This window comes from Kitasatospora sp. SolWspMP-SS2h (genome assembly GCF_003259315.1).
Lineage (GTDB): Bacteria > Actinomycetota > Actinomycetes > Streptomycetales > Streptomycetaceae > Kitasatospora > Kitasatospora fiedleri.
In genome coordinates, this window is record NZ_QLLT01000025.1 from 59186 (window position 1) to 72394 (window position 13209).

At 74.4% G+C, this 13209-nt stretch carries 12 protein-coding genes; 11 read left to right on the forward strand and 1 reads right to left on the reverse strand.

Annotation, left to right across the window (positions count from 1 at the left end; translation table 11 throughout):
* Nucleotides 1-88: 88 nt before the first annotated feature.
* From K353_RS26895 to K353_RS26910, 3 genes are all read left to right on the forward strand, one after another.
* Nucleotides 89-1000, forward strand: coding sequence for a hypothetical protein (locus K353_RS26895; RefSeq protein WP_111556121.1), 912 nt, complete (start codon nt 89-91; stop codon nt 998-1000).
* Between the two features lie 294 nt (nt 1001-1294).
* Nucleotides 1295-2074 (forward strand): ferritin-like domain-containing protein, encoded by a 780-nt coding sequence (locus K353_RS26905; RefSeq protein WP_111556122.1) that lies wholly within the window; start codon nt 1295-1297, stop codon nt 2072-2074.
* Nucleotides 2075-2119: 45 nt separating this feature from the next.
* Entirely contained in the window at nt 2120-2779 is a 660-nt protein-coding gene (locus K353_RS26910; protein ID WP_111556149.1) for a trimeric intracellular cation channel family protein, read from the forward strand.
* On the opposite strand, the gene K353_RS26915 is transcribed toward K353_RS26910, so the two are convergent.
* Complete coding sequence (locus K353_RS26915) at nt 2715-3536, reverse strand: IclR family transcriptional regulator (protein ID WP_111556123.1); 822 nt, start codon at nt 3534-3536, stop codon at nt 2715-2717. The genes K353_RS26910 and K353_RS26915 overlap by 65 nt on opposite strands.
* 105 nt (nt 3537-3641) lie before the next feature.
* Between K353_RS26915 and K353_RS26920 the strand changes: the two genes are divergently transcribed.
* The 8 genes from K353_RS26920 to ligA all read left to right on the forward strand — a co-directional run bounded on the left by K353_RS26920 (nt 3642) and on the right by ligA (nt 12983).
* Complete coding sequence (locus K353_RS26920) at nt 3642-4823, forward strand: cysteine desulfurase family protein (protein WP_111556124.1); 1182 nt, start codon at nt 3642-3644, stop codon at nt 4821-4823.
* 110 nt (nt 4824-4933) lie between these two features.
* Complete coding sequence (locus K353_RS26925; protein WP_111556125.1) at nt 4934-5425, forward strand: MarR family winged helix-turn-helix transcriptional regulator; 492 nt, start codon at nt 4934-4936, stop codon at nt 5423-5425.
* 142 nt (nt 5426-5567) lie between these two features.
* A complete protein-coding gene (locus K353_RS26930) occupies nt 5568-6983 on the forward strand; it encodes an MFS transporter (protein WP_111556126.1) in 1416 nt (471 codons plus the stop codon).
* A gap of 42 nt (nt 6984-7025) precedes the next feature.
* Nucleotides 7026-8159 (forward strand): tRNA 2-thiouridine(34) synthase MnmA, encoded by a 1134-nt coding sequence (gene mnmA / locus K353_RS26935; RefSeq protein ID WP_111556127.1) that lies wholly within the window; start codon nt 7026-7028, stop codon nt 8157-8159.
* An 80-nt stretch (nt 8160-8239) separates the two neighbouring features.
* The gene (locus tag K353_RS26940) at nt 8240-8776 is read left to right on the forward strand and encodes a TIGR00730 family Rossman fold protein (RefSeq protein ID WP_111556128.1); all 537 of its coding nucleotides are present in this window, start codon (nt 8240-8242) and stop codon (nt 8774-8776) included.
* A 10-nt stretch (nt 8777-8786) separates the two neighbouring features.
* Nucleotides 8787-9476 (forward strand): SDR family oxidoreductase, encoded by a 690-nt coding sequence (locus K353_RS26945; RefSeq protein ID WP_111556129.1) that lies wholly within the window; start codon nt 8787-8789, stop codon nt 9474-9476.
* Between the two features lie 118 nt (nt 9477-9594).
* Nucleotides 9595-10548, forward strand: coding sequence for a methionine synthase (locus tag K353_RS26950; protein ID WP_233533860.1), 954 nt, complete (start codon nt 9595-9597; stop codon nt 10546-10548).
* Nucleotides 10545-12983: an NAD-dependent DNA ligase LigA gene (ligA, locus tag K353_RS26955; RefSeq protein WP_233533857.1), complete on the forward strand. Its 2439-nt coding sequence runs from the start codon at nt 10545-10547 to the stop codon at nt 12981-12983. The genes K353_RS26950 and ligA overlap by 4 nt, the downstream gene beginning before the upstream one ends.
* Nucleotides 12984-13209: the final 226 nt, after the last annotated feature.

Consider the following 13209-nt stretch of genomic DNA (forward strand, 5'->3'; position numbering starts at 1 on the left):
CCCGGGAGAGCCGACGCTCCCCCCGGACGGACCCCGCGGCCGTGCCCGGACCCGGGCCCTGACAGTGGCGGGTGGCAGGGTGGGGGCCATGCTGGAGATCGCGGTCAGGGACCAGGACGACGTGGTGCGGGTGCGGGTGTCGGAGGACGAACTCGCCGACCTGGTGGCGGACACGGCGCACTGGCCGGGCGCCTTCCTGGTCCTCCAGCGCGTCCCCGACCTGCCGGACACCTACGCCCAGACCTGCCCGGAGGGCGGGGCCCTGACGGTCGAGTACCGGGACGGCGCGCCGTCGCGGCACTACCGGACGCGGGTGGCCGGGCCGGAGCGGGTCGCCGAACTGCTCACCGGCTGGGCCCGGCAGGACGCCGGCTGGGCGGCGGGCGAGGAGTGGGAGCGGATCGACTTCGGGCCCGACCCGGAGCCCGCGCCGCTGGAGCTGTCCGGGCAGGACGAGGAGGCCCTGGTCGCCGAGGTGCGGCGGCTGCTGGTCGGCGGGTACGCGACGCTGGACCTGGCGGCCGAGGCGGCGGAGGAGTTCCTGGCGAGCCGGGAGCACCGGCCGGTGAGCAGGGCCCAGGCCAGGCAGCTGGCCTACCGGATGTGGCTGGAGCGGGTCGCCGAGCAGCGCGCTTGGACGGGCGAGACCGACCCGGAGCGGCTGACCCGGGCGTTCGCGGCCCTGGAGGCGGCCGGGATCACCGCCCGGGAGGACTTCACCTGCTGCCGCAACTGCGGCAACGCCGAGATCGGCGCCGAGAACCCACGGGCCCGGGGCTTCGTCTACTTCCACTCCCAGGGCACCGCGGCGGTCGCCGGCGGCGGCGACCTGGCGCTGTACTACGGCGGCTTCGACGACTCCCCGGAGACCACCGCCGCCGTCGGCCGGGAGGTCGTCGCGGCGCTCCGGGCGGTCGGCCTGCGGACCGACTGGGACGGCGACCCGGGGCGGGCGGTCCGGGCGACCGGCCTGGACTGGCGGCGCCGGCTGGTGGGCTAGGGCCCGTCTTCACACCCCCGTCGCAGCCCCGCGGCGTCCGGTGCGTGCTCTCGGCGTGCCGGGTGGAAGGTCGCGTACTGGATGTCCTCGGCCTTTCGGCCGGTGCGGCGAGAGGGCGTGCCGGGCGTCGTGGGGCAGACGGGGGTGTGAAGACGGGCCCTAGGCCCGGTCCGGCCTCCGCAGGGCAGGCTGTCCTTCGTCCGGCGCAGCAGCCGGCCGGAGCTGTTGCCGGGGGCGGGCGCGGTGCCTTGACTGGGACGGAACGTCCCGGTTCCCGCGCGAGGGTAGGTCACCATGCTGTCGGCCCGCAGTCTGTTCCAGGAGATCCACGACGACGACCAGGCGTTCCGGCTGTTCTGCTCGATCGCCGCGAAGGGCGAGGACCAGGGCGGCTGGGAGAACGGCCGGATCGCCCGGCTGGTGCCCGACCCGGAGCTGGCCCCCAAGGTGGCCCGGCACGGCGCGGACGAGGACAAGCACGGGCGGATCTTCAAGGCGCTGATGCACAAGCGCGGCCTGACCGAGCGGGACGTCCCGCACGACACCGACTACACGATGCTCCTGGAGCGGCAGGGCATCGGCCTGGCGCACGCCCGGCTGCGCCGGGACGAGCCGCTGACCGAGCGGGACGTCATCACGTACCTGGCGCACAGCCGGGTGACCGAGCAGCGCGCCGCCGAGCAGATGCTGATGCTGAAGCGGATCTTCGGCGACCACCCGGAGCTGGGCCGGGCGGTGCGGATGATCTCCCACGACGAGGACAACCACCTGGCGTTCTGCCACGAGGAGCTGCTGCGGCTGGCGTACCACGGGCACGGGCGGGCGATCCTGGACACCCTGCAGTCCACCGCCCGGGCGGAGATCCGCACCTACCGGGACGTCAGCCTGGCCGTGATGGCGCACCTGGGGGAGCTGCTGCGCTGGCCGCGGGCGAAGTCGGCGGCGCTGGCGGCCGGCATCCACGCGGTGTACGGGTACGAACGGGCGGGCGGCTGGCGGCGGATGACCACGCTGCGGATGCCGGCCCGGCTGAACGCGCTGGGCGGTCCCGCGCCGCACGAGCAGTTCGCCTGACCGCCCGGGGGCCGGCCGCGGGGGGACGGCGTGCAGACTGACCAGGTGACGTCCGAGATCTTCCCGCACACCGTCCAGCAGGTCCTCGACCTGGTGGGCATCTTCGTGTTCGCGCTGTCCGGCGGCCTGATGGCCGTCCGCAAGAACATGGACATCTTCGGCATCTGCGTGCTGGCCGAGGCGACCGCGCTGGGCGGCGGCGTCCTGCGGGACCTGGTGATCGGGGCGCTGCCGGTGGCCGCGTTCACCAGCTTCGGGTACTTCCCGACCCCGCTGGTGGCCGGGGTGGTGGTGTTCTTCCTGCACCCCGAGGTGGAGCGGATCAACCGGGCGGTGATGGTGCTGGACGCCGCGGGCCTGGGCCTGTTCTGCGTCACCGGCACCATCAAGGCGCACGCCTACGGGCTCGGCGCGGTCGCCTCGGTGGCCTGCGGCATGCTGACCGCCGCGGGCGGCGGCGTGATCCGCGACCTGCTGGCGATGGAGCCGCCCTCGCTGCTGCGCTGGGACCGCGAGATCTACGCCGTCCCGGCGCTGGTCGGCTCCGCCGTGGTGGCGGCGCTGATCGGGATCGGGCAACTGACCCCGCTGAACGCCTCGCTGGCCGCGGTGGTCGCGTTCACCATGCGGATGCTGGCGCTCAGGTACGGCTGGCGCGCACCGCGTGCTTGGCACCGCAACGGTTCTCGCACCAGCGAGGAGTAGGCGAGCCGCCGTACGCCAGCGAGATCGCCTCCACCGTGCACAGCAGCTCCGGCAGCAGCTTGCTCAGCTCGGTCACCGAGGCGATCCGGACCGGCGCGGAGATCGAGCAGGCGGCGATGGCGGTGCCCTCGGTGCCGGCGATCGGGGCGGCGATGCAGTTCACCGACTCCTGGTACTCGGCCTGGTCCACCGCCCAGCCGCGGCGGCGCACCTCGGACAGCTCGGCCCGGAACTCCTCCGGGCCGCGGATCGACTGCGGGGTGCGGGCCGGGAAGTCCACCTCGGCCAGGAACGCGGCCAGCTTCTCGCCCGGCAGGTCGGCCAGCAGCACCTTGCCCGCCGCGGTGGCCACCGCGGGCGCCCGCCGGCCGATCCGGCTGGCCTCGCCGAGCCAGCTGCGGCCGTGGTCCGGGTACCTGGCCTCGACCTTGTCGAGGTACAGCACCTCGTCCTCCTCCAGCACCGACAGGTGCACGGTGTGCCCGTAGCGCTCGTTGAGCACCGCCAGGTACGGGGCGGCGACCTGCCGGATGTCGATGCCCTCCAGCGCCTGGTGGGCGAGCGCGAACAGCCGGCCGCCGAGGCGGTAGCGCTGGTCGGACTGCCGGTGCACGAAACCGTGCTCCTGCAGGGTGCGCAGCAGCCGCAGCGCGGTGGACTTGTGCACGCCGATCTTCGCGGCGGCCTGCTCCAGCGACGCCGGGCCCTCACCGAGCGACGCCAGGATGGTCAGCGCCCGGTCGACCGTCTGGGACAACGGCCTCTCCCCTCTCACAGCACCGTGGCCGGAAGGGTAACGGCGCGTTGCAGAGGGTGCAATGGCCAAATCGTGACTCTGCGGCCGCCTACACTGGTTCCCGCTATGGCTTACCTCGACCACGCCGCCACCACCCCGATGCTGCCCGAGTCGGTCGCCGCGATGACGGCGCAGTTCGGCGCCGTCGGCAACGCCTCCTCGCTGCACGCCGCCGGGCGGCGCGCCCGCCGGGTGGTCGAGGAGTCCCGGGAGTCGCTCGGCGAGTCGCTGGGCGCCCGCCCCAGCGAGATCGTGTTCACCGGGGGCGGCACCGAGTCCGACAACCTGGCGGTCAAGGGCCTCTACTGGGCCCGGCGGGACGCCGACCCGGCCCGCCGCCGGGTGCTCAGCAGCCCGGTCGAGCACCACGCGGTGCTGGACGCGGTGCACTGGCTGGCCGAGCACGAGGGCGCCGAGGTCGAGTACCTGCCGGTCGACGCGCTCGGCCGGGTGCACCCCGAGGCGCTGCGGGAGGCGATCGAGCGCGCCCCGGAGACGGTCGCGCTGGTCACCGTGATGTGGGCCAACAACGAGGTCGGCACCGTCCAGCCGATCCGCGAACTCGCCGCCGTCGCCGCCGAGTTCGAGGTGCCGATGCACTCCGACGCGGTGCAGGCGCTGGGCCAGGTGCCGGTCTCCTTCGCGGACTCCGGGCTGACCGCGCTCACCGTCACCGGCCACAAGGTCGGCGGCCCGTACGGGGTCGGCGCGCTGCTGCTGGCCCGCTCCGCCAAGCCCGTCCCGCTGTTGCACGGCGGCGGCCAGGAGCGCGACGTCCGCTCCGGGACGCTGGACGTGCCCGGTGCCGCCGGGTTCGCGGTGGCCGCCGGGCTGGCCGTCGAGCGGCAGCCCGGGTACGCGGCCGCGACCGGCGCGCTGCGCGACGAACTGCTGGCCGTGGTCCGCTCGGCCGCGCCGGACGCGGTGCTCAACGGCGACCCGGGCGCGGACGGGCGGCTGCCCGCCAACGCGCACTTCTCCTTCCCCGGCTGCGAGGGCGACGCGCTGCTGATGCTGCTGGACGCGGCCGGCGTGGAGTGCTCCACCGGCTCGGCCTGCTCGGCCGGCGTCCCGCAGCCCAGCCACGTGCTGCTGGCGATGGGCGTCGACCCGGACCTGGCCCGCGCCTCGCTGCGCTTCTCGCTCGGGCACACCTCCACCGCCGCGGACGTGGCGGCGCTGGCCGCCGCGCTGCCCGGCGCGGTGGAGCGGGCCCGGCGGGCCGGGCTGGTGCGCGCCGCGCGCTGAGCGGGCCGTCCGCCGGGCGGGTCATCTGCCGGGTGGGTCGTCCGGGCGGGGCGTTTAGGTTGGATTCCGTTCGCGACGGGACCTTCTGCTTCGGGACGTACGCTGGGGGTATGAACGCACCCCTGCCCGAGCGCACCGTCCGTGACCTCACCGGGCTGCTGGCCCAGGCCGCGCACGCCATGAACACCCGCCTGTCGCTGGCCCTGGCCGAGATCGACAGCTCCCCGCGCAAGCACTGCGTGCTGCTGCACGCCATGGAGGCCGAGCGCACCCAGTCTCAGCTGGCCGCGATCGCCGGGCTGGACAAGACCACCATGGTGGTCACCGCCGACGAGCTGGAGCGGGACGGCCTGGCCGAGCGCCACCCGTCCGCGACCGACCGGCGGGTGAAGGTCATCCGGGTCACCCCCGCGGGCGCGGAGCTGGTGCGGCGCGGCGAGGTGATCGTCGACCGGGTGCACGGGGAGGCGCTGGGCGAGCTGTCGGCGGGGGAGCGGCAGGTCTTCGTGGACGCGCTGGACCGGCTCCAGCAGACGGCGGAGTTCCCGATGGTCGGCGAGGGCGGCGTGGTGCGCCGACCGCGGCGGTCCCGCCAGGGGTAGGGCGGGAGTTGGAAGCAGGTCGGGGCCCTGGGGAGTCGCCCGCAGAGCACGTTCCGTTCTGGATCGTCTATTACAAAACTATCTGCTACGGTCTCTCTTGTTGGGGGAGCGCGCCCGCGCGTCCCCGGGAGGGAGAAGACCCATGTCCGAGAACTCGTCCCGCGCCCGCTGGCTGGCCCTCGCGGTGGTGTGCGCCGGGATGCTGATGGTGATCCTGGACGGGTCGATCACCACCGTCGCGCTGCCCGCCATCCAGGCCGACCTGCACATCGGACCGGCCGGACTGGCCTGGGTGGTGGACGCCTACGTGGTCGCCTTCGGCGGACTGCTGCTGCTCGCCGGACGGCTCGGCGACCTGCTCGGCCGCCGCCGGACCTACCTCGCCGGGATCGCCGGCTTCACCGCCGCCTCGGTGCTGTGCGGCCTCGCGGCGAACCCCGGGACGCTGATCGCCGCCCGCTTCCTCCAGGGCGCCGGCGGGGCGCTGGCCTCCGCCGTCGGCCTCGGCATGGTGGCCGCGCTCTTCCCCGACCCCGCCGAGCGGGCCAAGGCGTTCGGCGCGGTCGGCTTCACCGGCGCGACCGGCGCCTCGATCGGCCAGGTGCTCGGCGGCGTCCTCACCCAGGGCCTCGGCTGGCACTGGATCTTCTTCATCAACCTGCCGATCGGCGCCGCCGCCCTGCTCGCGGGCCTGCGCCTGCTGGCCGACGACCGCGGCCCCGGCCTGCGGGCGGGCGCCGACGCCCCCGGCGCCGTCCTGGTCACCGGCGGACTGATGCTCGGCGTCTACACCATCGTCGAGGGCGGCCCGACCGGCTGGACCTCCGCCCGCACCCTGGCCACCGGCGCCGCCGCGCTCCTCCTGCTCGCCGCCTTCCTGCTCCGGCAGACCCGCACCGCGACCCCGCTACTCCCGCTGCGGATCCTCGCCCGGCGCACCACCGCGCTCGCCAACCTGATCCAACTCCTCATGCTGGCCGCGCTGTTCGGCTTCCAGATCCTGCTCGCCCTGTACCTCCAGCAGGTCCAGCACTACGGCGCCCTGGCCACCGGACTGGCCATGCTGCCCGCCGCCCTCACCATCGGCGCGGTCTCCCTGCTGCTCGCCGCCCGCACCATCGCCCGGTTCGGCGAACGCCGCACCCTGCTGCTCGGCCTGGCCCTGCTCACCGTCGGCATCGGCCTGCTCACCCGGCTCCCGGCCGGCCGCCTCGACTACGCCGCCGACGTCCTGCCCACCCTGCTCAGCGCGGCCGGGTTCGGCCTCGCCGCCACCGCCCTCACCGCCCTCGGCATGGCCGACGCCGGCCCCGCCGACGCCGGACTGCTCTCCGGCCTGCTCACCACCACCCAGCAGGTCGGCGCCGCGCTCGGCGTCGCCGTCCTCAGCGCCCTGGCCGCCGGCCGCGGCGTCGGCGGGTTCCACCTCGCCTTCGGCACCGGCGCCGGGCTCCTGCTCGCCGCCCTGCTGCTGGCCCTCGCGCTGCCCCGGCACCGCCGCCCGGCCGCCCCCGCCGGACCGGCCGCCGCCGAGTCGCCCGCCCTGGTCCGGCACTGACCGTCGAGGGCGCCGGGCACCCCCGTTACGCTTGGAGGCACCATGACTGACTTCCCCGGCGCCCCGACCACCCCGTCCACCGGCCGCCTGCGCGTGCTCGCCGCGATGTCCGGCGGCGTCGACTCCGCCGTCGCCGCCGCCCGGGCCGTCGAAGCCGGCCACGAGGTGACCGGCGTCCACCTGGCGCTCGCCGGCAACCCGCAGTCCTTCCGCACCGGCGCCCGCGGCTGCTGCACCCTGGAGGACTCCCGGGACGCCCGCCGCGCCGCCGACGTGATCGGCATCCCGTTCTACGTCTGGGACTTGGCCGAGCGCTTCCGCGAGGACGTGATCGAGGACTTCGTCGCCGAGTACGCCGCCGGGCGCACCCCCAACCCGTGCCTGCGCTGCAACGAGAAGATCAAGTTCGCCGCGCTGCTCGACAAGGCGGTCGCGCTCGGCTTCGACGCCGTCTGCACCGGCCACTACGCCCGGATCGTCGACCACCCCGACGGCACCCGCGAACTGCACCGCGCCGTCGACGCCGCCAAGGACCAGTCCTACGTGCTCGGCGTGCTCGACGCCGACCAGCTCGCCCACTCGCTCTTCCCGCTCGGCGACACCACCAAGGACGTCATCCGCGAGGAGGCCGGACGGCGCGGCCTCGCCGTCGCCAAGAAGCCCGACAGCCACGACATCTGCTTCATCACCGACGGCGACACCCAGGGCTTCCTCGCCGCGCGCCTCGGCACCGCCCCCGGCGACATCCTCGACACCGACGGCACCAAGCTCGGCGAGCACGACGGCGCCTACGGCTTCACCATCGGCCAGCGCAAGGGCCTGCGGCTGGGCCGCCCCGCCGCCGACGGCAAGCCCCGCTACGTCCTCGACATCTCCCCGGTGAACAACACCGTCACCGTCGGCCCCGCCGACGGCCTCGACGTCCACGCCCTCACCGCCATCCGCCCCCGCTGGTGCGGCACCCCGGCCACCGGCGAGGGCCGCTACACCGCCCAGCTCCGCGCCCACGGCGAGGAGGTCCCGGTCGCCGCCGTCCTCACCGGCGACCAGCTGCACGTCCGCCTCGACACCCCCGCCCGCGGCATCGCCCCCGGCCAGGCCGTGGTCCTCTACGACGGCACCCGGGTGGTCGGCTCGGCCACCATCGCGAGCACCGAACGCGCCGTCGCGGTCTGACGGCCGGGCGGGCCGAGGGTTCTCCGGCGGGTCACCGGTTTGACCCGGGCGGGCCGGGCGGTGATAGGACTGGGAGCACTATGAACATCACGGTCTTCTGCTCCGCCAACTCCCTCGACGCCAAGTACACCGGCCCGGCGGCCGAGTTCGCCCGGCTGCTCGGGGAGGCCGGGCACACGCTGGTCTGGGGCGGGTCGCACGCCGGGCTGATGGGGGAGCTCGCGGACGGGGTCAAGGGGGCCGGCGGGCGGCTGGTCGGGATCTCGGTGGAGTTCCTGCGGCACAAGGCGTACGAGGGGGCGGACGAGCTGGTGACCATGCCGGACCTGCCGACCCGGAAGGCCGAGCTGCTGGCCCACGGGGACGCGCTGGTGGTGCTGGTCGGCGGGATCGGCACGCTGGACGAGATCACCGAGGTGCTGGAGCTCAAGAAGCACGGCCTGCACGACAAGCCGGTGGTCGTCCTGGACACCGAGGGCTTCTACACCGGCCTGCGCCTCCAGCTGGAGCGGATGGACGCCGAGGGCTTCCTGCCCCGCCCGCTCGCCGAGCTGGTGGCCTTCGCCCGGACGCCCGCCGAGGCGCTCGCCCACCTCTCCGCCCACCAGCCCGAGTAAGGAAGCCACCATGGGTGTCCACCTGATCACCGGAGCCGGTTCCGGCATCGGCGCCGCCGTCGCCGACCGGCTCGCCGCCCGCGGCGAGGAGCTGTGGCTGCTCGCCCGGGACGCCCGCCGCGCCGCCCAGCTGCGCGAGCGCTTCCCGGACGCGAAGACCCTGGTCGGGGACCTGGACGACCCGGCCAAGCTGTCCTGGGCGTTCGGCCACCAGGCGCTGCCGGTGGAGCTCGACTCGCTGCTGCACGTCGCGGGCGTGGTCGAGCTCGGCACAATCGGGGAGACCCCGGTCAAGGCCTGGCAGCACCAGCTCAACGTCAACGCGGTCGCGCCCGCCGAGCTCACCCGCCTGCTGCTGCCCTCGCTCCGGCAGGCCCGCGGCCACGTGGTGTTCGTCAACTCCGGCGCCGGCCTGCGCGCCGACGCCACCTGGGGCTCGTACGCGGCCAGCAAGTTCGCGGTCCGCGCGCTGGCGGACGCGCTGCGGCAGGAGGAGCGCGCCAACGGCGTCCGGGTGACCACCGTCTACCCCGGGCGGACCGCCACCCCGATGCAGGCGAAGGTGCACCAGCAGGAGGGCGAGGAGTACGACCCCGACCGCTGGATCGCCCCGGACTCGGTCGCCACCGCCGTCCTCACCGCGCTCGACCTGCCGCGCGACGCGGAGATCACCGAGATCACCGTCCGCCCCGGCCGGTAGGCGACACCGGGGGCGCGGTGCCGTTTCCCGCGCCCCCGCCGCTGCTCGTAGGCTCCTCCCTGTGACTGACGTGGACGTTTTCGCGGAGCTGGCCGGAGCGGCGACCGGGATCGGATCGATGCCCGGCCTGGACGTGCGGGAGATGGCCCGGGGGGTGATGGCCGAGCTGGAGCAGTTGCCGCACCTGCCCGAACTGCCCGCGCGCGGGCCCGGGGCGGACATGATCGGGCGCGGCGCCGGGCTGCTGACCGAGCTGTTCGTGCAGACCGAGCCCAGCGGCTGGCGGTTCACCGACCGCCCCGGGCGGGACACCAGGCGGGCGGTGTCCTGGCTCGGCGAGGACCTGGACGCGCTGGAGGAGTACACCCAGGGCTACACCGGCCCGCTCAAGGTGCAGGCGGTCGGACCGTGGACGCTGGCCGGCTCGATCGAGCTGCGCCACGGCGAGAAGGCGCTCAGCGACCCCGGCGCCTGCCGGGACCTGGCCGGCTCGCTCACCGAGGGCCTGCGCCGCCACCTCGCCGACGTCCGCCGCCGGGTCCCCGGCGCCACCGTGGTGCTGCAGCTGGACGAGCCGCTGCTGCCCGCCGTGCTGGCCGGGTCGGTGAAGACCGCCAGCGGCTTCCAGCGGCTGCACGCCGTCGACCGCCAACACGCCGAGCAGGCCCTGCGCGAGCTGATCGGCGGCCTCGACGCGCCCGTCCTGGTGCACAGTTGCGCGCCCGGGGTGCCGATCCCGCTGCTGCGCCGGGCCGGGGCCGCCGGGATCAGCCTGGACTTCGGCCTGCTGACCGAACGTGACGACGACGACCTCGGCGAGGCGGTCGAGGGCGGCACGCTGCTGCTGGCCGGTGTGGTGCCGTCCGCCGACGTCGAAACGTCGGACCCGGCCGGTAGTGTCCAGGGGGTCAGGACGTTGTGGCGCAGGCTCGGGCTGGCCCCCGAGCTGCTGGGCCGCCGCGTGGTGGTGACGCCGACGTGCGGGCTGGCGGGGGCCTCCCCGGCGTACGCGCGGCGGGCACTGGCCGCGGCGGTCCGGGCGGCCCGGAGCCTGGTGGACAACCCGGAGTGACGAGCGAGGAGGACGGCGCGGTGGCGGCTGTGGAGGGCTGGGAGGAGGTCCCGGCGGAGGTGCGGACGCGGCACGCCGAGCTGGCGACCGAGATCGAGGAGCACCGGGCCCGGTACTACGACCAGGACGCCCCGGTCATCAGCGACGCCGAGTTCGACGCCCTGATGCGGGAGTTGGAGTCGCTGGAGGCCGCCCACCCGGCGCTGGTCACGCCCGACTCGCCGAGCCAGAAGGTCGGCGGCGGGTCGACCGAGCAGTTCGCCCCCGTGGTGCACCGGGAGCGGCTGCTCAGCCTCGACAACGCGATGGACGAGGAGGAGCTGGCCGCCTGGGCCGAGCGGGTCGCCACCGAGCTGTCCGGCATCGACTACCACTACCTGTGCGAGCTCAAGGTCGACGGCCTGGCCGTCAACCTGACGTACGAGCGCGGCGAACTGGTGCTGGCCGCCACCCGCGGCACCGGCGTGGTCGGCGACGACATCACCGCCAACGTCCGCACCATCAAGGGCATCCCGCACCGGCTGCGCGGCGAGAACGTCCCGGAGCTGGTCGAGATCCGCGGCGAGGTGTACTTCCCCACCGAGGAGTTCGACGCGCTGAACGCCTCCTTCGCGGAGGAGAACGAGCGCCGCCGGCAGGAGAACGAGGAGCGCGCCAAGGAGGGCAAGCGGCCCCGGGCGATGATCCGGCTGTTCATGAACCCGCGCAACGCCGCCGCCGGCTCGCTGCGCCAGAAGGACCCGCACGTCACCGCCTCCCGCCCGCTGCGGATGGTGGTGCACGGCATCGGCGCCCGGACCGGCTTCGACATCGACCGCCAGTCGCACGCGTACCGGCTGCTGCACGACTGGGGCCTGCCCACCGCCCGGCACAACGAGGTGGTCGGCACGCTGGACGAGGTGCGGGCGTTCATCAAGCGCTTCGGCGAGCAGCGGCACTCCGTCGAGCACGAGATCGACGGCGTGGTGGTCAAGGTCGACGAGATCGCCCTCCAGGGGCGGCTCGGCTCCACCTCCAAGTCGCCGCGCTGGGCGATCGCCTGGAAGTACCCGCCGGAGGAGGTCACCGGCAAGCTCGCCGACATCAAGATCGGCATCGGCCGCACCGGCCGGGCCACCCCGTACGCGGTGCTGGCCGTGCCGGTGAAGGTGGCCGGCTCGATGGTGCAGTACGCCACCCTGCACAACCAGCAGGTGGTCAAGGCCAAGGACGTGCTGCTCGGCGACACCGTCGTGCTGCGCAAGGCCGGCGACGTCATCCCGGAGATCCTCGGCCCGGTCTACGACCTGCGCGACGGCACCGAGCGCGAGTTCGTGATGCCCGAGCGGTGCCCGGAGTGCGGCACCCCGCTGCGCCCGATGTCCGAGGGCGACATCGACCTGCGCTGCCCCAACGCCCAGCGCTGCCCGGCCCAGATCCGCGAGCGGATCGCCTTCCTCGGCGGCCGCCAGTGCCTGGACGTCGAGGGCCTCGGCTACGTCGCCGCCACCGCGCTGACCCAGCCGCTGGAGCCCGCCGACCCGCCGGTGCGGGACGAGGGCGACATCTTCGGCCTGACCGAGGAGCAGCTGCTGCCGATCAAGGTGCTGGTGCGCGACCCGAAGACCGGCATGCCCAAGCCGGACGACAAGACCGGCGAGGAGAAGAAGGTCTCCTTCTTCGCCACCACCACGGGCGCGCCGAAGAAGAACACCGGCCTCCTGCTGGAGAACCTGGCCGCCGCCAAGGACCGCCCGCTGTGGCGTTTCCTGAACGGCCTGTCGATCCGGCACGTCGGCCCGGTCGCCGCCCAGCAGCTGGCCCGCGAGTTCCGCGACCTGGACCGGATCTTCGCCGCCGACGAGACCGAACTGGCCGCCGTCGAGGGCGTCGGGCCGACCATCGCCCGCGCCGTCAAGGAGTGGTACGCCGAGGACTGGCACCGCGAGCTGCTGGAGAAGTGGCGCGCCGCCGGGGTGGCCTTCACCGAGGAGGGCGGGCCGGAGCAGGGCGAACGCCCGCTGGAGGGCCTGACCGTGGTGGTCACCGGCACCCTCGCCGGGCACACCCGGGACGGCGCCAAGGAGGCGCTGACCTCGCGCGGCGCCAAGGTCACCGGCGCGGTCTCGAAGAAGACGCATTTCGTGGTGGTCGGCGACAACCCCGGCTCCAAGTACGACAAAGCGGTGCAGCTGGGCGTCCCGGTGCTGGACGACGCGGGCTTCGCGGTGCTGCTCGACCAGGGCGCGGACGCGGCCCGGGCGCACCTCGGCCTGGAGCCGCTGACCGGCCCGGAAACCGTCGGCAGCGCCCCGGCGGACGGCGCGCGGGAGGGCGCGGAAGCGGGCGCGGACGGGGCTCCGGGCGCGGACGCGGCGGCCGTCGAAGGCGATACGAACGAAGCGGGCGCGGTGGGGGAGAATGTCGGAGAAGGGACGGACGAGAAGGTTTCCTGACGCGTCGTTATCGTCCTGATGCCGCGTCAGCGGGGTGTTCGAGAAGGAAATCGGGCATTGTGTCACTGGACAACGCGCGGATATGACGTCGCGCTCAGCAGTGGCCCGAAAGTGCGCCCAGGTGGTGCGCCCCGGCTTACCCTGGGCGCTACGAACTGTCAGCAGGAGTGTGTGGCGCCGGTTTTCCCGCCGGCGCCCCGGGGACACGCCCTCGTCTGACGTCCAC